Here is a 20,757-nt window from a genome sequence, read left to right as displayed (position 1 = left end):
GTAAACGGAGAAATTACTCCACAACGCCCACGAACTCGGCCTTTTCGTTGGCCGTGGTCTCGCCCTGGGCCAGGGAGAGGCGCAGCTTCTCGCCGAGGGTCGCGTCAACGTTGGTCCAGTACTGGATCGCCGCTTCGCGGATGTGCGGGCGCTGCACACCGGAGATGGCACCGGTGATGGTCTCCAGGAAACGCTCCTTGGCGGCGTCGTCGTAGACCTCGCGGTACAGGGTACCGGCCTGGACGAAGTCGCTGTCCTCGGAGTGCAGGGTCTGCGCGGAACGCACCAGGGCGCCGTCGCTCTCCCAGCTGCCTGCGCCGGCCAGCGCGGCGTCGGCCACCGGGCCGCCGAGCGTGTTCGGAGCGTAGACCGGGGTCTCCGGGGAGTTGTAGGAGAAGCGCATGGCGCCGTCCTGGGAGTAGTTGTTCACCGGAGCCTTCGGTGCGTTGACCGGCAGCTGGTTGTAGTTGGCGCCTACGCGGTAACGCTGGGCGTCCGGGTAGGAGAAGATACGGGCCATCAGCATCTTGTCCGGGCTGGCATCAATGCCGGGAACCAGGTTCGCGGGGGAGAGGGCAACCTGCTCGATCTGCGCGAAGAAGTTCTCCGGGTTGCGGTTCAGGGTGTGGGTACCCACCTTGATCAGCGGGTAGTCCGCGTGCGGCCAGACCTTGGTCAGGTCAAACGGGTTGAACCGGTAGGTCTTGGCATCTTCGTACGGCATGACCTGAACGTGCAGGTCCCAGGACGGGAAGTTGCCCTCGGCAATGTTCTCGTACAGGTCGCGGCGGTAGTAGTCCGCATCCGCACCGGCAATGCGTTCGGCCTCGGCACCGGTGATTTCGTGGTTGCCCTGGTTGGACGTGAAGTGGTACTTCACCCAGAAGCGCTCGCCCGCGGCGTTGATCCACTGGTAGGTGTGCGAGCCGAAGCCGGGCATTTCACGCCAGGAGCGCGGGATGCCGCGGTCGCCCATGAGGTAGGTGACCTGGTGGGCGGACTCGGGGGAGTTGGTCCAGAAGTCCCACTGCATGTCCGCATCGCGCAGGCCGGAGCCCGGCAGGCGCTTCTGCGAGTGGATGAAGTCCGGGAACTTGATGCCGTCGCGGATGAAGAACACCGGGGTGTTGTTGCCGACGATGTCGTAGTTGCCCTCGGTGGTGTAGAAACGCAGAGCGAAACCGCGGACATCGCGCCAGGTGTCGGGGGAACCCATTTCACCGGCCACGGAGGAGAACCGCTGGACGGTCTCGGTGACGGCGCCGGGCTGGAAGACGGCTGCACGGGTGTACTTGGAGACATCCTCGGTGACTACGAACTCACCGAATGCGCCGCCGCCCTTGGCGTGCACGATGCGCTCCGGAATCCGCTCCCGGTTGAACTGGGCCAGCTTCTCGACCAGGTAACGGTCGTGAAGGGCAATGGCGCCGTCGGCGCCGGCGCTCAGCGAGTGTGCGTCGCTGGCAACCGGGGTGCCGGTCTGCGTGGTGGTGAAGTTGGACATACTTGTTCTTTCTCTGGTGCTGACAAAAGGGTGGAGGAAAGTCTTCGGGCGGGCTAGGAGGCTGCTGCTTCGGCGCAGTCGGTGCAGAGCCCGCGGTAGAGCACATCGGCAATCTGGATTGTCATGCCGTGGGTGTTGCCCGGGGTGAGGCACGGGGCGTGGCCGACGGCGCAGTCCACGTCCTCGATCCGCCCGCAGCCGGTGCACACCGCGTGGTGGTGATTGTCATTCACGCGGGTTTCATACCGGGCAGGGGAGTTGGGCGGTTCAATCTTCCGCACCAATCCGGTTTCCACCAGGTCCGCGAGGATGACGTAGACAGACTGCAGGGTGATGTCCGGCAGGTCCGTCCGGACGGCCGCCACGACGTCGTCCGCCACCGTGTGCGGTGCGGTATCGACGGCGCGAAGCACGGCCAGGCGCTGCTTGGTGACCCGGCGGCCGTGCGTGCGCAGCTCAGCGGACCACCTGGCGGTGGTTTCCTCAGTTGCTGCTGTTGTCCCGGTCATGGCATCCACCATACATGCTTAATCTGAGTTACTCATAATAAGTCTCGCCTTACCTGCCGTGCCGGTACGCTGGGCGTTGGTCCCGGGAAAGATCCGCCGCGGGGAGACAGCAGGGCAGCACGGTGTTGAAGCAGCACAGCGATGAAGCAACACAGGGAAGGCAGGGAAGCAGTGCCGGCAGTTACACAAACTCAATTCCAGCGCGTGGCGGTGGGGGATACACAGGTGGACCTGCGCACCTACGACGACGCCGGGACGCCGGAGCGGCCCGATGCGGGATCAGAGGTGGTTCTGGTGCACGGAATCGGGGCATCGGAGCGGTACTTTGGCCGGCTGATCCGCGAACTGGTGCACACTTCCACAGTCCACACCCTTGAGCTGCCCGGTTTCGGCAGCGCCCCGAAACCGGCAAGGCAGCTGCAGATGCAGGATTTCGGACGGATCGCCGTGCGCGCCCTGGAGTCGGCCGGCATCCAGGGCGCCCAATGGGTAGGGCATTCCATGGGCTGCCAGGTGGTGGTGGAAATGGCGCTCGCCGCTCCCGGGGCAGTGTCCTCCGTGGTGCTGCTGGCCCCCACCATCAACAATGCCGAACGCTCAGCACCGCTGCAGGCTTTGCGGCTGCTGCAGGACTCCCTGGGCGAGCCGGCCGCGGTTAACGCCATGCTGGTCAGGGACTACCTGCGGGCCGGGCCGCGCTGGTATCTCTCCACCCTTCCGACCATGATCCGGCACCCGATCGAGGAGCGAATCCGGGACGTGCAGGCCCCGGTGCTGCTGGTGCGCGGCGGCAGGGATCCGGTGGTCCGTGCAGACTGGGTAACCCGTCTGGCAGCGGCCCGGCCGGGCACCCAAACGGTGGAGCTGCCCGGCCAGCCGCACGTCATGATGTATACCCGTCCCGTGGAAACCGCCGCCGTGCTGCGCTCGGCGGTTCCGGCACGGTGACGCGGAAACCGGAGAGCCGGGTCCGTGAAACGCCGCCCGGTGTCCGCCCGCGGCGGAGCGGCCGGATGTCCCGATGGGCCCGGGAAGCCGGCGCCTGGGCCTCGGACTATGCCTACGTGGCCTACTGGCAGCTGCGCAACTTTTTCCTCCGCCGCGACCCGTCTGTCTATCTGCATCCCGGGGAACCGGAGCGGGCCCCGGTGGTACTGATCCCCGGTGTTTATGAGAACTGGCAGTTCCTGCGCCCGCTGGCCGATTATCTGTTTGAACGCGGGCATCCGGTCCACACCGTGGCCCCGCTGGGCTACAACCGCGGCGGCATCGGCGACGCAGCCGTGCTGGTGGAGCGCTACCTGGTGGAGAAGGATCTCCACGGAGTAGTGGTGGTGGCGCACAGCAAGGGAGGGCTGATTGGCAAGCAGCTGATGACCCTGCCGGATGGCGGCAGCCGGGTGGATCGGATGATCGCCGTCAACACCCCGTTTTCCGGTTCCGTCTACGCCAACCTGTTTCCGCTGGCCAGCATCCGGGCGTTCTCGCCCCGGAATGTGTTCCTGCAGCAGCTGTTGCGCAATGAGGGCGTCAACGCCCGGATCACCTCGGTCTACAGCAGTTTTGATCCGCATATTCCCGCCGGCAGCCACCTTGCCGGCGCACGGAACATCCAGTTGGAAACCATGGGACACTTCCGGCCCATCGGCGACTCCCGGCTGCTGGCGGTACTCGAACAGGAGCTGCTGGACGCCGACGGGTAGCTGTCCGGCATCAGAGGAGGCTTTTGTCGGGAGGGCCTGGTCAGGAGGCTCCGCGTGCCAGTGCCTGTTCCACGGCGGCGGCTGCGCCGTCCCGCCACGGCTCGCCGTGCCCGGTGAGGACCAGCGGCGCGGCTGTTTCAGCCAACAGAGAGAGCGAGTCGAGCGCCTCGGGGCTGTTGGCCGTTGCTGCCCCGGAGACGATCTGGGGCCCGGTGGTGCCGGTGTAGGGGTTCAGTGTCACCAGTGAATCGCCGCAGATCAGCACTCCCCGGTCCGGGAAGTGCAGGGCCACATGCCCGGCAGTGTGTCCGGGGGTGTGCAGGATCCGGGGCCTGCCGGGAAGGGCGTCCCCGGAATCAGTGGTCAGGCTGTGGACGTCCGTCACGCCGCGGACGTTCAGGGCCCCGGCCCCGGTCATGGTGCCCAGGACCGGAATCGACTTGGGGTACCGCAGCGGATACAGGAAGCGGTTGTTCTCATGCTCGTAGCGGTAGGGATGCGCGGCAATGTAGCGGTCCGCATCGTGGACGAGGATGGGCGTGCGGTACTCATGGCGCAGCCGGGCAGCAGTGCCCACATGGTCAAAGTGGGCATGAGTGAGCACAAGCGCCCGGATATCCCCGGGGCCATACCCCAGTTCATCCAGGGCGCCGGTCAAATGCGGCCACATGCCGGGGAGGCCGGCATCGATCACCGCCACGCCGTCGCCGTCCTCCACCAGATAGACGTTGACGTAGGCGTGCTCAATGCGGTGGATTCCATCGGCTACGTTGCGGGTAAACACGGTGATCACTCCTTGAGGCGGAACGGCGTGCGGATCGGGACGGCAGCGAAGAGCCGGCCGTTCATCCCATCCTAAGCATGCTTCCAATTGCGTTGCGCGCGTGGTGCCCCGAATCCGGCAGTCCGCGGCCCTAGACTGCTCGGGTGCCAAGACTGCTCGCCGACCTCACGCCGCTGCGCGAAAGCCCGGACTATCGCCGGTTATGGACGGGAACGGCACTCTCTGCAGTCGGCACCCAGCTCACCCTCGTGGCTGTGAGCCTGGAGGTTTACGAACTGACGCAGTCCAGCCTCTATGTGGGGCTGCTCGGACTGGTGGGCCTGGTGCCGCTGGTGCTCGCAGGGCTCTATGGCGGTTCCGTTGTGGATGCCTATGACCGGCGCAAGGTGGCACTGCTGTCCTCCGTGCTGCTGTGGGCCAGCACCATTGGTATTGCCGCGCAGGCGTGGGCGGGCGTGGGCAACGTCTGGCTGCTCTACGTGCTGGTAGCGGTGAATGCCGGTGCGGGCGGCCTCAACCAGCCGGCCCGCAGCGCCATCATTCCGCGGCTGGTCCGCCCGGAGCTCCTGCCCGCCGCCAATGCGCTGAACATGATGACCTTCGGGCTGGCCATGACCGCGGGCCCGCTGCTGGCAGGCGTGCTGGTGGCCCGCGTGGGGTACGGCTGGACCTACACGATCGACGTCGTCACGTTCACGGCCGCTATGTGGGCGCTGTACCGGCTTCCCCCGATGCCCCCGGTGGGCCAGGTGCAGAAGGCGGGGCTGGGCTCGGTGCTGGAGGGGTTCCGCTTCCTGGGCACCCGGCCGAATATCCGCATGACGTTTGTGGTGGACCTGTGCGCCATGGTGTTTTCCCAGCCGCGGGCACTGCTGCCGGCCATCGGTGCGTTGATGCTGGGAGGCGGCGCCACCACGGTAGGGGTGCTGCTGGCAGCCACCGCTGTGGGGGCGTTCCTCGCGGGCCTCTTTTCCGGCCCCCTTGGCCTGGTCCGCCGGCAGGGGCTGGCGGTGCTCTGGTCCGTGGCGGCCTGGGCGCTTTCCGTCACGGCGTTCGGTGTGGTTGTGGTGCTGGCCGGGCACAACGACGGCGAGGTCCCCTCGGTCTGGCTGGTTCCGGCGGCGGTGGCGATGGCATGCGCGGGGATTGCCGATTCGATCAGCGGGGTGTTCCGCTCCACTATTTTGCAGTCGGCTACGCCGGACGCCATGCGCGGCAGGCTGCAGGGCGTTTTTGTGGTGGTGGTTGCAGGGGGACCGCGGCTGGGAGACTTGGTTGCCGGCGTGAATGCCTCCTTCGCGGGCGAGGGATGGGCCGCAATCCTCGGCGGGCTGATCTGCCTGGCACTTGTGGCCGTGCTGGCCCGCACCCAGCCGCGGTTCGCCCGCTACGACGCACTGCATCCCGAGCCCTGAGAGGTCCCGAACCTTGAGGGAATGAGGCCCGGGCGCATCAGGAACACCCCGGCCGGGTTGAACGTTGAAGTGTATGGACTCACCATACTGATGCAGGCCCAGTGTGGCCTGCCTGAAAGGACCCTCGTGCATCACCATTACAACGGCCTCAAGACTGCGGCGCTGTTCGGTGTGCTCTTCGCCGTGCTGCTGGGTATTGGCGCCCTCCTTTCCAGCGGAACGGGCAGCCCCGCATATATCTGGATTTTCCTGCTCATCGGCCTGGCCACCACGGCGTACAGCTACTGGAACAGCGACAAGCTCGCCATCCGCGCCATGCGTGCGGTGCCTGTCACGGAAGCGCAGGCTCCGGAAATGTACCGGATTGTCCGGGAACTCTCTGCCAAGGCCGGCCAGCCCATGCCGCGGCTGTATGTCTCTCCCACCATGGCTCCCAATGCCTTCGCCACCGGGCGCAACCCGCAGCATGCAGCGGTGTGCTGCACCCAGGGAATCCTTGCCCTGCTCAATGAGCGGGAACTGCGCGGCGTGCTCGGCCATGAGCTGATGCACGTGTACAACCGTGACATCCTGACCTCGTCGGTGGCTGCTGCTATTGCCGGCGTCATCACCTCGCTGGGCCAGTTCCTGCTGTTCTTCGGCGGCGGTGACCGGCGGAACTCCAACCCGCTGGCCACTATCGCCATGGCCCTCCTGGCCCCGCTGGCAGCGTCGCTGATCCAGATGGCCATCGGCCGCACGCGTGAGTACGACGCCGATGAAGACGGTGCCAGGCTCACCGACGATCCGCTGGCGCTGGCTTCTGCCCTGCGGAAGCTGGAAAGCGGAACCCAGCGTGCACCGCTGCCGGACACTGACCAGAAGCTTGCCAATGCCGCCCACCTGATGATTGCCAACCCGTTCCGCTCCGGCGTGCGCGGCCTCCTGGCCACCCACCCGCCGATGGCTGACCGCATCCAGCGGCTGGAGCGGATGGCCGGCCGGGCGCTGGGCTCCTAGGCCGGCCTGCCGGAATGCAGGGGAGGAAGTAGGCTTCGGGAATGCGCCTTTTACTCATCCGGCACGGCCAGACCCCGTCAAACATCGGGCACTTCCTGGACACCGGTGTCCCGGGACCCGGGCTGACCGAACTGGGACTGGAGCAGGCAGCCGCCCTGCCTGACGCCCTGGGCGCCGAACCCATCGACGGGATCTTCGCCTCCAACCTGACCCGCACGCAGCTGACCGCCGCGCCCCTGGCGGCTGCCCTGGGCCTGCCGGTGCAGATCCGGGACGGCCTGCGCGAAGTCTCGGCCGGGACGCTGGAAATGCGCAATGACCGCGACTCGATCATCACCTACCTGAAAACGGTGTACCGGTGGGTGCAGGGCGATACCGGCGCGAGGATGCCCGGCGGTCCCGACGGGGCTGCCACGCTGGCCCGCTTCGACGCGGTGGTCCGGGAACTGGCCGGAGCCGGCCTGAAGACGCCGGCGATCTTCAGCCACGGCGCCATCATCCGGGCCTGGGCCACCGCCCGTGCGGAGAACGTGGGGGCGGACTTTATTGTGCAGAACGCACTGAGCAACACCGGGGTGGCTGTCATGGAGGCTCCGGAGCTGCCCGGCGGGGGACTGGGCCCGTGGCAGCTGCTTACCTGGATGGGCGAGCCCGTGGGCGGGGAGGCACTGCAGGACTTCGGTGAGGACGGCCCGGCGGCGGACAACGTCGCCCTGTAAAACCACAGGTCTTCACACTCGAACGGCGCCGTCTCCAGTGAACCGGAGGCGGCGCCGTCGTCGTTGACCCGGGAGTGGGAACGCCCCGGAAAACCCGCTTTAGCGGAAGTTGATGAACTGCAGGTCCACTTCCAGGTCTGCACCCTTCAGCAGTGCCATGGTGGCCTGCAGATCATCGCGGGACTTGGAGCTGACGCGCAGCTCATCGCCCTGGATCTGGGACTTGACGCCCTTGGGGCCTTCGTCGCGGATCAGCTTGTTGATCTTCTTCGCCTGGTCCTGCGCGATGCCCTCCTTCATGGAGGCTTCGATCCGGTATTCCTTGCCGGAAGCGAAAGGCTCGCCCGCATCCAGGGACTTCAGCGAGATTCCGCGCTTGACCAGCTTGGACTGCAGCACGTCCAGGACCGCCTTGACCCGGTCCTCGGAGTTGGCCTTCATCAGGATCTTCTCGCCGCTGAAGTCCACCTCGGCTCCAACGCCCTTGAAGTCATACCGCTGGGCAATTTCCTTCTGCGCCTGGTTCAGGGCGTTGGCTACTTCCTGTTTGTCGATCTTGCTGACTACGTCGAACGTGGACTCGCTGGCCATCTCTGGACTCCTCGGGTTGGTGGCTTTTCCTGGTACTTAGCGTAGTAGGTTCTCCGCCTGGATGTGCCCGGTTCCCAGCCTGTATCCAGTAAACGCCCGGTGATGTCACATGGACATGGGACAGGCTGAGGGGGTGGAAAACCAGCAGTTACCAACTCCCCGCCCTTCACCCCGCCGTCCCGCCGCGCTGCGGTTCCGCACAGCCGCCGCCGGGTCATTCCTTGCGGCAGCCTCTGCGGCCGGACTGGGGGCCGCGGCTGCCGCACCGGCTCGGGCGGCCGAAAGCAGCCCCGTGTCCGCCCCTGCGCCGTGCCCCTCGGCCCTGCCGGAGCCCGACGTCGAACGCGCCGAGAGCGCTGCCGAACGGCTCGGAGGTGTCCGCACGGATCTGGCGAACGCGGTGGAATGGGGATCCGTGACGCAACTGCAGGCGGACCGCTTTTATGCCCAGGTCCAGGCCCGGATTGAGCGCGGGCTGTAGGCAGTTTTGCGGGTCTGCAGGCGGTGTGGAATCCCCGATTCGTAACTTCGGAGAATCTTCGGTAAAGTTGTCTTGCCCGCAGTTACTGCGGACAAAGTCTTCACTTGAAGACGTTCGGCAGATTACCCGAGCGGCCAAAGGGGGCTGACTGTAAATCAGCTGGCAACGCCTACGGGGGTTCGAATCCCTCATCTGCCACCGGCTAACCCGTCCTCGCCTAACCGGTGAGGGCGGGTTTTTCCGTATCCCGGGTGCTTGCGCCCGCCACCCCGAAGACATTAGGGTCCCTAAATATGAAGACCGATCCCGCACTGGATGAACTCGCGGAGGGGTTTCGCGAATCGCTCCGGCTGGCACTGTACATTGCCCGCAACATGGATGCGGATACAGACCTGAGCTCCAGTCAGATCAGCGTCCTGAGAATGGCCGCCGGTGACGGCATGCGGGTTACCGGAATAGCCCGGAACCTCGGGGTGAAGGTGCCCAGTGCCACCGAGCAGATCATCCGGCTCGAAGCCGCCGGACTGCTGCTGCGCAGTCCCGATCCCGCTGATTCCCGCGGCGTCCGGGTCACCCTGACCCCCGAAGGCGCCAAGGCGCTGGCAGAAGGAGACCGTAACCGGACCGCCCTGATGGCAGACCTGCTTCGGCAGCTGAGTCCGGAGGACCGGACCGCGCTGGCGGCTGCATTGCCGGTGATCCGCCGTCTGACGGAGCTGCCTCCGGCCCAGGGCCCGCTTCACCGGTCAGCGAACAGCTAGAGACATTGCCCTTCAGCCCCGTTAGCGTTGGAGGATGGCTACTATCGACATCACCGAAGCAACCTTCCCCGAAACCATCGAGGAAAACGACATCGTCTTCGTGGACTTCTGGGCGGATTGGTGCGGACCCTGCAAACAGTTCGCGCCGGTCTACGACTCCGTTTCGCAGCAGCACGAGGACATCACCTTCGCCAAGGTGGACACCGAGGCCGAGCAGGGGCTCGCAGCCGCCGCAGGCATCACCTCCATCCCCACGCTGATGGCGTTCCGCGAAAAGGTACTTGTCTTCTCCCAGCCCGGCGCCCTCAATGCCAGCCAGTTCAGTGAACTGGTGGACGCAGTGAAGGGCCTGGACATGAAGGCCGTGCACGAGCAGATCGCAGCGCAGGAACGCGAGGGTGCCGCAGGCTCCAACGGACAGCCCACCCAGAGCTAGCTCCCGCAGTTTTCCCCGGAAGGCAGGCACCGCACAGGGTGCCTGCCTTCCGTCGTTTAATCAGGTAGCCGCGGGCTGAGAGGGCCGCTGCCTTCCGCTACTGTCTACCGCCGCCGCCGTGCCGGTTGTAACCTCACTCGCAAGGGCGATCTGCCCGGGGGAGGAACGCCTGCATGCAGTCAACGACGACAAGAGACAGCGAGGCCGCCATGAGTTCCAATCGAGGAGTTGCCTACATCGAACCCGGTGTAGTGGAAGTGCAGGACATCGACTACCCCACCTTCGAACTACGGGACGGGCCGGGAGTGAATCCCGCCAACATCGGACGGAAGCTTCCCCACGCAGCGATCCTGAAGGTGGTCACCACCAACATCTGCGGATCGGACCAGCACATGGTGCGCGGCCGGACGACGGCGCCGCCGAACCTGATCCTGGGGCACGAAATCACCGGTGAAGTGGTGGAAACCGGACCGGATGTGGAATTCATCAACGTGGGGGACCTGGTTTCGGTCCCGTTCAACATTTCCTGCGGCCGGTGCCGCAACTGCAAGGAACGCAAAACCGGCATCTGCCTGAACGTGAACCCGGACCGGCCCGGCAGCGCCTACGGATACGTGGATATGGGCGGCTGGGTAGGCGGGCAGGCGGAGTACGCCCTGGTTCCCTATGCGGACTGGAATCTGCTGCGTTTTCCGGACAAGGACCAGGCCATGGAAAAGATCCTGGACCTGACCATGCTCTCGGACATTTTCCCCACCGGTTACCACGGAGCGGTCACGGCAGGAGTGGGCGTCGGTTCCACCGTCTACATTGCCGGCGCCGGCCCGGTGGGGCTCGCGGCCGCGGCTTCGGCCCAGCTGCTGGGCGCCGCAGCCGTGATCGTTGGTGACCTGAACCAGGAGCGGCTGGAGCAGGCCCGCAGCTTCGGCTGCGAAACGGTGGATGTGTCACTGGGGGACCCGAAGGACCAGATCGAATCGATCCTGGGCGTTCCGGAAGTGGATTGCGCAGTGGACGCCGTGGGCTTCGAAGCCCGCGGGCACGGTTCCGGTTCCAGCACCGAGGCGCCGGCCACGGTCCTGAATGCGCTGATGGACGTCACGGCGGCCGGCGGCGCGCTGGGGATTCCGGGCCTCTATGTGACAGGGGATCCGGGCGGAATCGACGAGGCGGCCCGCAAGGGATCACTGAGCCTGGACCTGGGGACGGGCTGGGCAAAGTCCCTGTCCTTCACCACCGGGCAGTGTCCGGTGATGAAATACAACCGGGAACTGATGATGGCGATCCTGCATGACCGCGTCCAGATAGCCAAGGCAGTGAACGCAACCCCCATCAGCCTGGACCAGGCACCGGAGTCCTACCGCGAGTTCGACTCGGGAGTGGCCCGAAAGTATGTGATTGATCCGAACGGCATGCTCTCCGGACACTGACGGACGGCCGCTGACGGACGCTGAGGGGCGGCCGCTGGCGGACGCTGACCGACCTGCAACGGCCGGCGGGACCACACTAAATCGGTCCTTCCGGCCGTTGTCTGCGCCTGCACTCTTCTGATGCCCATCTGCCCGGCGGTACGCTCATCTGGCCATCGGAGCCGGATTCCGCGGCCCCGGCCACCTGAATACTCACAGCTGATGAACGAGTCGGAAGCGGGGACAGCATGTGCCGTAGCAGCGGAAAGAACCGGATTATGGCGGGAGGCTCCTCATGAACGGAGCGGATACCGCCTGGGTGCTGGTCTGTGCCGGACTCGTTCTTTTTATGACACCGGGACTGGCACTTTTCTACGGCGGCATGGTGCCTGTGCGCAACGTGCTGACCATGATGATGCAGAACATCATTCCGCTAGGGGTCATCTCGGTTACCTGGGTCCTGGTGGGGTACACGCTTGCCTTCAGCAACGAGGGCAACTCCGTGCTCGGCGAGTTTGACGCGTTCGCCCTCATCGGCGTCGATACGCCGCAGTTCCATACCGTGGCCACCGGCGTGACCATTCCGGCGCTCGCCTTCGTGGCGTACCAGATGATGTTCGCCATCATCACCCCTGCATTGATCACCGGCGCCACGGCGGGACGGCTGCGATTCGCCGGCTGGGTGGTGTTCCTGGCGGCCTGGTCCATCTTGGTCTATCCCCAGGTGGCCCGCTGGCTGTGGCATCCGAAGGGCTGGCTGGGCCAACTCGGTGCCCAGGACTGGGCAGGCGGCATGGTGGTCCACGCCTCAGCCGGTGCCGCCACGGTTGCGGTGCTGCTGGTGGTGGGCCGCCGCCGGGGCTGGCCCAACCTGAAAACCTCGCCGAACAACCTCCCGCTGATGCTGGTGGGCGGCGGCATTCTGTGGTTCGGCTGGTTCGGATTCAACGCGGGGGACGGCCTGCAGGCGGACGGGATTGCCGCCCAGGCACTGATCAACACCCATATAGCCGGCGCCGCGGCCATGCTGACCTGGCTGCTGGTGGAACGCCTCACCAGCGGTCACAGCACCCTCGTGGGCGCTGTTTCCGGGGCAGTGGCCGGGCTGGCAACAATCACCCCCTGCGCCGGTTTTGTCGGCACCGGGGCGGCCCTGCTGATCGGGCTGATCGCCGGGTGTGTGTGCGTGCTGGCCGTACGGCTCAAGCAGGTTTTCCGTTACGACGACGCCCTGGACGTGATTGCCGTGCACTTTGTGGGCGGCGTCCTCGGCTCGTTCCTTCTGGGGTTTTTCGCGGACAGCACGGTGAACCCGGTCAGCGCTGACGGCGTATTCTCCGGCGGCGGCGGATCGCTGCTGTGGCACCAGGTGGTTGCCATTGTCTGCGTTGTGCTGTTCTCGTTCGTGCTGAGCTGGATCATCGCGGCCATCATCTCCCGCACTATGGGGCTGCGCGAGCCGGGGCCGGAGCAGGAGGACCTGGACCACGTCCAGCAGGGCGCCTCGGCCTACTCGCTCAACGGCATCACCTCACGGCCCACCGCGGCGGGCAGGGCAGCAAGCGGAGGTAGCTCCGACGAGGCGCGGAAGCATCCCCGGCCCAACCATTTGGTCAGTGCCGTGGTTAATACCGAACGCCTCGACGGGCTCCGTGACGCACTGCTGATGGCAGGAGCGCGTTCCCTGGAGCTGGCGGAGGCGTCCGTATACACCGGCAAAATCCGCACCGAAGCCTTCCGCAGCGAAAAGCGGCGGATGGACTTCGATGACTGGCTGCGCGTGCAGGTAGCCGTGGATGACGACCACGAGGAGGCCGTCGTCGCGGTGCTCAAGCGCTTCGGCGCAGAACCCGACTCGATCTACCGCGTGGCCATCACGCCGTACTGAGTCAGCGGACCTGCTCCACCTTCAACGGTTCGGCGAGCAGGGCGCTCAGCGATTCCTGCAGGTCCTGGAAGGCAGGACCGCGGGCATGGCGGTCCAGGTCCTCTTTGGAGGCCCACCGTTCGGCAAGGACTATCTCCTGCTCTGAATCCTCGACAACTTCGTAGCGCAGGCAGCCGGGCTCGGCGAGCACCTGTTCCACGGCAATGTCCAGGGCAAGCCGGACCCGGGTGCGCTCGCCGGGGTTCGGGACCAGGGTGGCACGGAGTTCAATGGGGTTGGTGGCATCAGTCATGTCCCTACCTTAGGACCCCGCCTGCTGCCGTGCGGCTGCCCCCACGCCGTCTCTTCGCAGGAAGCGGAACTCTTGGTAGCGTGACGGCACTACGTTCCGCAGCCGAAGGAGTCTGCCTTGCCCTCATATGCCGCTTCCGCTTCCGATACCCCGCTGTTGGACGAGACCATCGGTGCCAACCTGGAACGCACCGCGCAGCGCTTTCCGCAGGCCACTGCCGTGATCGACGTCCCCACCGGCCGGACGTGGACGTATGCCGAATTCAACGCGGAGGTCAATGCAGTAGCCGCGGGGCTGCTGGCGCGGGGGATCGGGGCGGGGGACCGGGTGGGCATCTGGTCACCGAACTGTGCCGAATGGACCGTGGCGCAATACGCCACCGCCAAGGCCGGGGCAATCCTGGTGAACGTGGATCCGGCATACCGGCAAAGCGAGCTGGACTTTGTGGTGCGGCAGAGCGGGATGCGTATGCTGCTCACCGCCCCGAGCGAGAAGCGCAGCGACTATGCGGCCATGGCGCAGACCGCGCTTGAAAGCGGCGGGTCCCTGACCGCACTTGTGCACCTGGCCGGTGATGGGGCCGGGAGCTTCAACGCCCTGGCGCGCGCGGGGAGGGCCGCCGGAGCGGCAGGGGAGGCCGCCGTGGCCGAACGGATGGCCGGGCTCCGGCCCGGGGACCCCATCAACATCCAGTACACCTCCGGGACCACTGGCTTCCCCAAAGGTGCCACCCTGACGCACGCAAACATCCTGAACAACGGATACTTCATCGGCGAACTATTGGACTACACGGAAGCGGACCGGGTGGTCCTGCCGGTGCCCTTCTATCACTGTTTCGGCATGGTGATCGGGAATCTGGCAGCCCTCTCGCACGGAGCGGCCACCGTGATTCCCTCCCGCACGTTCGACGCCGGCGCTGCCCTTGCCGCGGTCCAGGCGCACGGAGGCACCTCCCTGTACGGGGTGCCGACGATGTTCATTGCCGAGCTGGGCCTGCCGGACTTCGACCGGTATGACCTCTCCACGCTGCGCACCGGCGTGATGGCGGGCTCGCCCTGCCCGGAGGAGATCATGAAGCGCGTCATTGCGGAAATGAACATGAACGAAGTGGCCATTTGCTACGGGATGACTGAAACCTCCCCGGTTTCGACGATGACACGGGGCGGGGATTCACTGGCCCGCCGCACCCGGACAGTGGGGCGTACCATGCCGCATCTGGAAAGCCAGGTGGTGGACCCGGGGACCGGGGAACAGGTTCCGTTCGGAGCGATCGGTGAACTGTGCACCCGCGGCTACAGCGTGATGACCGGGTACTGGAACCAGCCCGACGCCACGGCTGAGGCCATTGACGCCGACGGCTGGATGCACACGGGCGATCTGGCCCGGATGGATGAGGAAGGCTATGTCAGCATCGAGGGCCGGATCAAGGACATGGTGATCCGCGGTGGAGAAAACATCTATCCGCGCGAGATCGAGGAGTTCCTCTATACCCATCCGGACATCCAGGACGTGCAGGTCATCGGCATTCCGGATGAGCGCTACGGCGAGGAACTCATGGCCTGCATCATCCCCGTTCCGGGCGCACCGGCACCGGACACCGCCTCTATTGCGGAGTTCTGCAGCGGAGCGCTGGCGCACTACAAGATTCCCAAATACGTGCAGATCCGGGGCAGTTTCCCAATGACGGTGTCAGGGAAAATCCGGAAGGTCGCCATGCGGGAGGAAGCCGTCGGCAGGCTGGCCGGCACCGGGCCGGCAATGCCCTAGCGAGCGGGCTCTCCTGTCGCACCCGGCAGTGTCCCGGCCGGGGTGGGTGCACGAACCGGACTTAGCGGCGGCGGTGGTCCATCGGCGCCAGCTTCGGCCCGTAAACGGGCTTGCGGTACCCGCTGAGCATGATCATCCGTACTACCCGCTGACGGTGCCCGCGCCAGGGTTCAAGCAGTTTCAGCATGCCTGCGTCATCGGTTCGGCGGCCGGTCAGGGCGGCTCCCACGTAGGCGGCGAGATGATAATCGCCCACGGATACCGAGTCCGGTGCGCCGTGCGTGCGCTGGGTGATTTCCGCAGCACTCCAGGCTCCGATGCCGGGGACCGAGCAGAGTTTCGAGGTCAGGTTCTCCCCAAGCGGGACACCCGCCAGGCGCTCCAGACCGGATGCCAGTGAGCAGGCCCGGAGGATGGTGGTGGAACGGGAATGGTCAACGCGGGCCTTGTGCCAGTCCCAGCTCGGGATCCGCCGCCACGTCTGCGGCGCCGGTGCCGCCTTCATGCCGGCGGGCGCCGGTCCCGGGGCGTCCGTTCCGTAACGGGTCACCAGATAGCGCCACGCGTAGTACGCCTCCAGCACCGTGACCTTCTGCTCCAGGACCACGGGAATCAGGGAATCCATGATGCGGCCCGTGCTGGGCAGGCGGAGCGAGAGGTTCCGCCGGCGGGTTTCGCGCACCATGCGCGGCAGGCCGGCACGGAAATCCTCGTCGTCGAAGCCGGACCAGTCATCCTTTTCACCCAGCAGGTCAGGCACCGACGCGAGCGCGCAGCGTGCGCCGGGACCCCATGCCCGGGCCTGTATCCGGGCACCGGGAGCGGGCACGGGTTCTTCCCGCAGATTCAGAGTTGCCGGGCCCTCGGGAGTAAGGAAGGCCAGCCACGCAACGCCGTCACCGAGCCGGATGGTGGGATCCTGTTTGCCGCGGACCAGGATGCGCAGCGAGGTCTGCAGGCAGTACGGTGCCGGTGACTCCCAATAAGCAGCCGCGGCGCCGGACGGGCCCGAAGGCAGCGGCCGGAGTGCAGCCGGCACCACGGGAACAGCTGCGGTGAAGGACATGCACCTATGGTTGCACGCGCGGCCCCCGGTCCGGGCCTCCCGGAGGGCCGGACCGGGTGTGGGATTTGCTACGCTGCGTTCCGCCCCGGCTGTCCTGATTCGGGATAAGAAGTAACGTGGGGCACATGAAGTATGCGAACACCGTCCTGGACCTGATCGGCAACACGCCCCTGGTGAAGCTGCACAACGTAACCGAGGGAATCAGCGCCACGGTCCTGGTGAAACTCGAGTACCTGAACCCGGGCGGCTCCGTGAAGGACCGCATTGCCGTAAAGATGATTGATACGGCGGAACGCGAAGGCAAGCTGAAGCCCGGCGGCACGGTAGTGGAGCCCACCAGCGGCAACACCGGCGTCGGCCTGGCCCTGGTGGCCCAGCAGAAGGGCTACAAATGCATCTTCGTCACCCCGGACAAGGTGGGCGTGGAAAAGCGTGACGTGCTGCGGGCCTACGGCGCCGAAGTAGTGGTCACCCCCACCGCGGTTGCTCCGGACAGCCCGGATTCCTACTACGGTGTTTCGGACCGGCTGGTACGGGAGATTGACGGTGCCTATAAACCGGACCAGTTCTCCAACCCGTCCGCGCCCGCAAGCCACTACGAATCCACCGGGCCCGAGATCTGGGCGGATACGGAAGGCCGGGTCACGCACTTTGTGGCCGGTGCAGGTACCGGTGGCACAGTCACGGGCACCGGGCGCTACCTTAAGGAAATCTCTGCGGACCGTGCCTCCGGGCCGGTGCGCGTGATTGCCGCTGATCCGGACGGCTCCGTCTATTCCGGCGGCACCGGACGCCCCTACTTTGTGGAGGGCGTCGGCGAGGACATGTGGCCGGACAACTATGATCCGTCCGTCCCCGATCAGGTGGTTGCCGTGAAGGACGCGGACTCCTTCACCATGACCAGGCGCCTGGCACGGGAGGAAGGTCTCCTGGTAGGCGGTTCCTCCGGCATGGCTGTGGTGGCCGCGCTGGAGGTGGCCCGCGGCCTGGGGCCGGACGACGTCGTGGTGGTCCTGCTGCCGGACAGCGGCCGGGGCTACATGGGCAAGATCTTCAATGACGACTGGATGCGCTCCTACGGGTTCCTGCAGGACGGTGACGGACAGGCCTGCGTCCGGGACGTCCTGGCCACCAAGGATGGTTCGCTGCCTGACCTGGTGCACACCCACCCCAATGAAACGGTGCGGGATGTCATTGCCATCCTTAATGAATACGGCGTCTCCTATCTGCCCGTCCTTTCCCAGGAGCCGCCCGTCGTCCTCGGCGAAGTCCTGGGCTCGGTGGATGAGCGCTCGCTGACGGAGAAGCTCTTCCGCGGCGAGGCCAAGCCCACTGACCGGATCACCGAACATATGGGTCCCCGGCCCGCCCTCATAGGCGCCGGTGACTCCGTGGAGGCAGCCCGGGCGAAACTGCAGGACGACGACGCCGTGATGGTTACGTCCGATGGCGCTGCCGTTGGCATGCTCACCCGGCACGACCTACTTTCGTACCTAAGCCTTTAACCGGGCACAGCCGCTACGTTCCGGCGTGCCGGAAGGCTGCGCCTACGCACCGACCGCCGGCCGCGCCGCCGGCTCCAAGGAGTAACCATGACGAGCTTCAGCACCCGCGCCATCCATGCGGGGCAGGCACCCGATCCCACCACCGGCGCAGTGATTCCGCCGCTCTACCAGAGCACCACCTATGCCCAGGACGGAATCGGCGGACTGCGCAACGGCTATGAATACGGCCGCGGCACCAACCCCACCCGTGACTCCCTGCAGGAGCAGCTCGCTGCCCTGGAGGGCGGCAGGCATGCGTTCTCGTTCAGCTCCGGGCTCGCTGCGGAGGACGCCCTGATCCGGGGCCTGCTGGCACCGGGGGACCACATTGTGCTGGGCAATGACGCCTATGGCGGTACCTACCGCCTGATCAACAAGGTGCTGGGCGCGTGGGGGATCACCAATGCCGCCGTGGACATGTCGGATGCGCAGGCCGTGGCCTCGGCCATCGCGGCATCGAACACCAAGCTGGTCTGGCTGGAAACACCATCGAACCCGATGATGAAAATCTCCGACATTGCCGCCACTGCCCGGGCGGCGCATGATGCCGGCGCGCTGCTCGTCGTCGACAACACCTTCGCGTCCCCCTACCTGCAGCAGCCGCTGTCGCTCGGCGCGGACATTGTGGTGCACTCCACCACCAAATACATCGGCGGGCACTCTGATGCCGTGGGCGGCGCGGTGATCCTGAACGACGATGCCATGGCGGAAAAGATCGGCTTCATCCAGTTCGCCGTCGGCGCGGTGTCCGCCCCGATGGAGGCCTGGCTGACCACACGCGGGCTGAAGACCCTTGCGGTGCGGATGGACCGGCACTCTTCCAACGCCATGGCCGTGGCCCGCTGGCTGCGCGACCAGCCGGCGGTGGAGAACGTGCTGTATCCGGGGCTGGAGGATCACCCGGGACACGAACTGGCCAAGGCACAGATGAAGGATTTCGGCGGCATGGTGTCCGTGTCCTTCAAGGGTGGCGAAGCCGCGGCGCGCAAGGTGGCAGAGTCCACGCGGCTGTTCCTGCTGGCTGAATCCCTGGGCGGCGTGGAGTCGCTGATGAACTACCCCTCGGAAATGACGCATGCCTCGGTCAAGGGCACGGACCTGGCCGTTCCGGAGAACCTGCTGCGCCTTTCCGTGGGCATTGAGGACATCGAAGACCTCATCGCGGACCTGGACTCCGCGCTGGGGCAGCTCTAGCGCTTGCCCCCGCCGGGGGGAAGGGCCCGGCGCGGAATGCGCGTCCCGGCCGGACGCTTCCTGGGATCACGCTGCTGAAAGAAGCGGTTGCTCGCCGGCATCCACAGCAGCGCCGCGGAAGCCAGGAGTATCACTCCCACGGCAATCAGCGTAGGTCCGCGGAACAGCAGCGGGAACCCCGCGATCAGGGCGATGGACGTCAGTGTTTCCCGTGCACTCCGCTTACCCGCCCGCAGCCGCAAAACGCTGTACACGCTGACTGCGGACAGGACCAGGACCAGCGCGCCGAGCAGGATCAGCGCGGTACTGTCCTGGTGCTGGGTACGGGCGGACACGATAAACGAGACGCCGGCAGTGCCCAGCAGGGCGGCGGCAACCAGCCACGTAGCGGCAGCGATCCGCAGGATCGGGGGCGGGGGAGTGCGCACGGGGGTCCCGGAGGCCGGAGAGGTGTTGCCTGTACGCATCAGCGGGGCGCCACCATCTGCTCGCGGGCGTCCTCGTCATAGCGGTAGACCTCCCGGCCGCCGATCCATACCTTCAAGGCGCGCTGCATGACGTCGAGGGGATCTCCACTCCACAGCACCAGATCGGCATCCTTGCCCTGTTCCAGTGAACCGAGACGGTCCGCGAGGCCGAGTACCCGGGCCGGATTAATGGTGACCGCCCGCAACGCCTCATCCCGGTCCAGGCCTTCCTTCACTGCCAGGGCTGCCTGATAGATCAGGAAGTTGATCGGTACCACCGGATGGTCGGTAATGATGGAAATCTCCACCCCCGCAGCTGCCAGCCTGCCGGGATTGGCCATGCTGCGGCCGCGCAGCTCCACCTTGGAGCGGGTGGTGAACAGCGGACCGATCAGCACCGGAATGCCGCGCGCGGCCAGGACGTCAGCGAGCAGATGCGCCTCGGTTCCGTGGTCCAGCACCAGGTCATAACCGAACTCGTCCGCGAGCCGCAGCGCCGTAGCGATGTCATCGGCACGGTGGGCGTGCTGCCGCCACGGGATTTCGCGTCGGAGCACCATGGCCAGCGCTTCCAAATGCGGGTCCCGGGTGTCCGGGTCCGCCTTGGCAACATAATTCTGCGCATCCATAAACGCCTGTCGGATCACCAGAGCAGTACCCAGCCGGGTGGACGGTGTCTGCTTCTTTTCGCTGTAGATGCGTTTGGGGTTCTCGCCCAGAGCGGATTTCAGTCCGCTGGGTGCCCGCAGAACCATTTCCTCCAGATAGCGGCCGTGCGTATGCAGGGCCACGGCCTGCCCGCCGATCGGATTGCCGGAGCCGGGATTGATATTGGCTGTGGTCACCCCGCCGGCAAGGGCGTCGTCGAATCCCGTGTCGAAGGGATTCACAGCGTCCAGCGCTCGCACACCTGCCATCACCGGGTCCGTCATCTCATTGGAATCGTTTCCGGCCCAGCCTTCCCCTTCTTCATGGACGCCAAGGTGGGTGTGGGCATCCACGAGGCCCGGCAGCAGCCACTTCCCGCCGGCATCGATGACCTCCGCATCTGCCGGCACCGCCACATCCGGACCAAGGTCCCTGATGCGCCCGTCCTCGATCAGCAGTGTGCCCTCGAAGGGCGGATGCGTGACGGGAACCACATGGGCATTGGTGAGGGCCAAAAGCGCGGGGGACATGGCGTACCTTTCGCTGCATTGTTCGTCTTCGGCCAGCCTATCGCCTGCCC

At 66.0% G+C, this 20,757-nt stretch carries 21 protein-coding genes and 1 tRNA gene; 14 read left to right on the top strand and 8 right to left on the bottom strand.

Annotated features, from left to right (window positions below):
• Positions 1–13: 13 nt before the first annotated feature.
• Positions 14–1,504 (bottom strand): catalase, encoded by a 1,491-nt coding sequence (locus MUK71_RS13155; protein WP_227928717.1) that lies wholly within the window; start codon positions 1,502–1,504, stop codon positions 14–16.
• Between the two features lie 53 nt (positions 1,505–1,557).
• Positions 1,558–2,013, bottom strand: a complete 456-nt coding sequence (locus MUK71_RS13150) for a Fur family transcriptional regulator (RefSeq protein ID WP_227902374.1) — start codon at positions 2,011–2,013, stop codon at positions 1,558–1,560.
• Positions 2,014–2,238: 225 nt separating this feature from the next.
• On the opposite strand from MUK71_RS13150, the gene MUK71_RS13145 reads away from it, so the two are divergent.
• Together MUK71_RS13145 and MUK71_RS13140 are read left to right on the top strand one after the other, a co-directional pair.
• Positions 2,239–2,961, top strand: a complete 723-nt coding sequence (locus MUK71_RS13145) for an alpha/beta fold hydrolase (RefSeq protein WP_244802781.1) — start codon at positions 2,239–2,241, stop codon at positions 2,959–2,961.
• A gap of 65 nt (positions 2,962–3,026) precedes the next feature.
• On the top strand, positions 3,027–3,716 hold the full coding sequence (locus MUK71_RS13140) for an esterase/lipase family protein (protein WP_227928721.1): 690 nt from the start codon (positions 3,027–3,029) through the stop codon (positions 3,714–3,716).
• Between the two features lie 40 nt (positions 3,717–3,756).
• Here the strand turns inward: MUK71_RS13140 and MUK71_RS13135 are convergent, their stop codons facing one another.
• On the bottom strand, positions 3,757–4,500 hold the full coding sequence (locus tag MUK71_RS13135) for an MBL fold metallo-hydrolase (protein WP_227928843.1): 744 nt from the start codon (positions 4,498–4,500) through the stop codon (positions 3,757–3,759).
• 143 nt (positions 4,501–4,643) lie between these two features.
• Between MUK71_RS13135 and MUK71_RS13130 the strand changes: the two genes are divergently transcribed.
• The 3 genes from MUK71_RS13130 (at position 4,644) to MUK71_RS13120 (ending at position 7,633) form a co-directional block, all read left to right on the top strand.
• The gene (locus MUK71_RS13130) at positions 4,644–5,915 is read left to right on the top strand and encodes an MFS transporter (RefSeq protein ID WP_227928722.1); all 1,272 of its coding nucleotides are present in this window, start codon (positions 4,644–4,646) and stop codon (positions 5,913–5,915) included.
• 126 nt (positions 5,916–6,041) lie between these two features.
• Positions 6,042–6,914 (top strand): zinc metalloprotease HtpX, encoded by an 873-nt coding sequence (htpX, locus tag MUK71_RS13125; protein WP_227902369.1) that lies wholly within the window; start codon positions 6,042–6,044, stop codon positions 6,912–6,914.
• Between the two features lie 41 nt (positions 6,915–6,955).
• Positions 6,956–7,633 carry a histidine phosphatase family protein gene (locus tag MUK71_RS13120; RefSeq protein ID WP_227928724.1) on the top strand — a complete coding sequence of 226 codons (678 nt, stop codon included), beginning with the start codon at positions 6,956–6,958 and terminating at the stop codon, positions 7,631–7,633.
• A 99-nt stretch (positions 7,634–7,732) separates the two neighbouring features.
• Here MUK71_RS13120 and MUK71_RS13115 read toward each other — a convergent pair whose 3' ends face one another.
• Positions 7,733–8,224 (bottom strand): YajQ family cyclic di-GMP-binding protein, encoded by a 492-nt coding sequence (locus MUK71_RS13115; protein ID WP_227902367.1) that lies wholly within the window; start codon positions 8,222–8,224, stop codon positions 7,733–7,735.
• A gap of 109 nt (positions 8,225–8,333) precedes the next feature.
• Between MUK71_RS13115 and MUK71_RS13110 the strand changes: the two genes are divergently transcribed.
• From MUK71_RS13110 to amt, 6 genes are all read left to right on the top strand, one after another.
• Positions 8,334–8,705: a hypothetical protein gene (locus MUK71_RS13110; protein ID WP_244802780.1), complete on the top strand. Its 372-nt coding sequence runs from the start codon at positions 8,334–8,336 to the stop codon at positions 8,703–8,705.
• A gap of 116 nt (positions 8,706–8,821) precedes the next feature.
• Positions 8,822–8,903, top strand: a tRNA-Tyr gene (locus MUK71_RS13105).
• A 95-nt stretch (positions 8,904–8,998) separates the two neighbouring features.
• Positions 8,999–9,466, top strand: a complete 468-nt coding sequence (locus MUK71_RS13100; RefSeq protein ID WP_227902365.1) for a MarR family winged helix-turn-helix transcriptional regulator — start codon at positions 8,999–9,001, stop codon at positions 9,464–9,466.
• A 34-nt stretch (positions 9,467–9,500) separates the two neighbouring features.
• Positions 9,501–9,902 carry a thioredoxin gene (gene trxA, locus MUK71_RS13095; RefSeq protein ID WP_227902364.1) on the top strand — a complete coding sequence of 134 codons (402 nt, stop codon included), beginning with the start codon at positions 9,501–9,503 and terminating at the stop codon, positions 9,900–9,902.
• A gap of 209 nt (positions 9,903–10,111) precedes the next feature.
• Positions 10,112–11,332, top strand: coding sequence for a formaldehyde dehydrogenase, glutathione-independent (fdhA, locus tag MUK71_RS13090; protein WP_227902363.1), 1,221 nt, complete (start codon positions 10,112–10,114; stop codon positions 11,330–11,332).
• A 274-nt stretch (positions 11,333–11,606) separates the two neighbouring features.
• A complete protein-coding gene (amt, locus tag MUK71_RS13085) occupies positions 11,607–13,199 on the top strand; it encodes an ammonium transporter (RefSeq protein ID WP_227928728.1) in 1,593 nt (530 codons plus the stop codon).
• A 1-nt stretch (position 13,200) separates the two neighbouring features.
• Here amt and MUK71_RS13080 read toward each other — a convergent pair whose 3' ends face one another.
• Positions 13,201–13,491 carry a putative quinol monooxygenase gene (locus MUK71_RS13080; protein WP_227902361.1) on the bottom strand — a complete coding sequence of 97 codons (291 nt, stop codon included), beginning with the start codon at positions 13,489–13,491 and terminating at the stop codon, positions 13,201–13,203.
• 117 nt (positions 13,492–13,608) lie between these two features.
• Between MUK71_RS13080 and MUK71_RS13075 the strand changes: the two genes are divergently transcribed.
• Complete coding sequence (locus tag MUK71_RS13075) at positions 13,609–15,258, top strand: AMP-binding protein (protein ID WP_227928730.1); 1,650 nt, start codon at positions 13,609–13,611, stop codon at positions 15,256–15,258.
• 61 nt (positions 15,259–15,319) lie between these two features.
• Here the strand turns inward: MUK71_RS13075 and MUK71_RS13070 are convergent, their stop codons facing one another.
• Complete coding sequence (locus MUK71_RS13070; protein ID WP_227902359.1) at positions 15,320–16,324, bottom strand: DNA-3-methyladenine glycosylase family protein; 1,005 nt, start codon at positions 16,322–16,324, stop codon at positions 15,320–15,322.
• 125 nt (positions 16,325–16,449) lie between these two features.
• Here MUK71_RS13070 and MUK71_RS13065 point away from each other — a divergent pair, with 125 nt between their 5' ends.
• Positions 16,450–17,829 carry a cystathionine beta-synthase gene (locus tag MUK71_RS13065; RefSeq protein ID WP_227902358.1) on the top strand — a complete coding sequence of 460 codons (1,380 nt, stop codon included), beginning with the start codon at positions 16,450–16,452 and terminating at the stop codon, positions 17,827–17,829.
• Positions 17,830–17,916: 87 nt separating this feature from the next.
• A complete protein-coding gene (locus tag MUK71_RS13060; RefSeq protein ID WP_227902357.1) occupies positions 17,917–19,062 on the top strand; it encodes a cystathionine gamma-synthase in 1,146 nt (381 codons plus the stop codon).
• On the opposite strand, the gene MUK71_RS13055 is transcribed toward MUK71_RS13060, so the two are convergent.
• Both MUK71_RS13055 and MUK71_RS13050 read right to left on the bottom strand, forming a co-directional pair.
• Positions 19,059–19,529, bottom strand: a complete 471-nt coding sequence (locus tag MUK71_RS13055; RefSeq protein ID WP_227928732.1) for a hypothetical protein — start codon at positions 19,527–19,529, stop codon at positions 19,059–19,061. The genes MUK71_RS13060 and MUK71_RS13055 overlap by 4 nt on opposite strands.
• A complete protein-coding gene (locus tag MUK71_RS13050) occupies positions 19,529–20,707 on the bottom strand; it encodes an amidohydrolase (RefSeq protein WP_227928733.1) in 1,179 nt (392 codons plus the stop codon). The genes MUK71_RS13055 and MUK71_RS13050 overlap by 1 nt, the downstream gene beginning before the upstream one ends.
• Between the last annotated feature and the right edge of the window lie 50 nt (positions 20,708–20,757).

The organism is Arthrobacter zhangbolii, from assembly GCF_022869865.1.
Lineage (GTDB): Bacteria > Actinomycetota > Actinomycetes > Actinomycetales > Micrococcaceae > Arthrobacter_B > Arthrobacter_B zhangbolii.
Note: the sequence above shows the minus strand (reverse complement) of the source record. Positions and strands in the feature narration are given on the sequence as shown.